This window comes from Pseudomonas sp. SIMBA_068, assembly GCF_046534705.1.
Lineage (GTDB): Bacteria > Pseudomonadota > Gammaproteobacteria > Pseudomonadales > Pseudomonadaceae > Aquipseudomonas > Aquipseudomonas putida.
In genome coordinates this window covers 1-251 of sequence record NZ_JAWRYI010001157.1, presented here as the reverse complement: position 1 = coordinate 251, position 251 = coordinate 1, and the positions used below count along the sequence as shown (strand labels likewise).

Annotated in this window: 2 pseudogenes; both read right to left on the bottom strand. The window is 61.4% G+C overall.

The features are described 5' to 3' along the window. A pseudogene (gene glnQ / locus SB756_RS33160) lies at window positions 1-98 on the bottom strand (glutamine ABC transporter ATP-binding protein GlnQ); the annotation flags it as partial. Further along, window positions 95-251 (bottom strand): annotated as a pseudogene (locus SB756_RS33155) (amino acid ABC transporter permease); the annotation flags it as partial. The pseudogenes SB756_RS33155 and glnQ, both read right to left, overlap by 4 nt.

Here is a 251-nt window from a genome sequence, read left to right as displayed (position 1 = left end):
ATCAGGCACACCACTTCACCGCTGTGCACCTGTAGGTCGATGCCTTCGAGCACCGCCACATTGCCAAAGCTCTTGTGTACGCCCTTGATCTGGATCATGGCTTTCTCCGGGTGCTGATGCGCGCCTCCAGGCGGCGCAGGGCAAAGGACAGCGGCAGGCTCAGGGCCAGGTAGAGCAAGGCCACCAGGGTGTAGACGGTTATGTTCTCAAAGGTCGAGGAAGCGATCAGCTGCCCGGCCCGGGTCATCTCG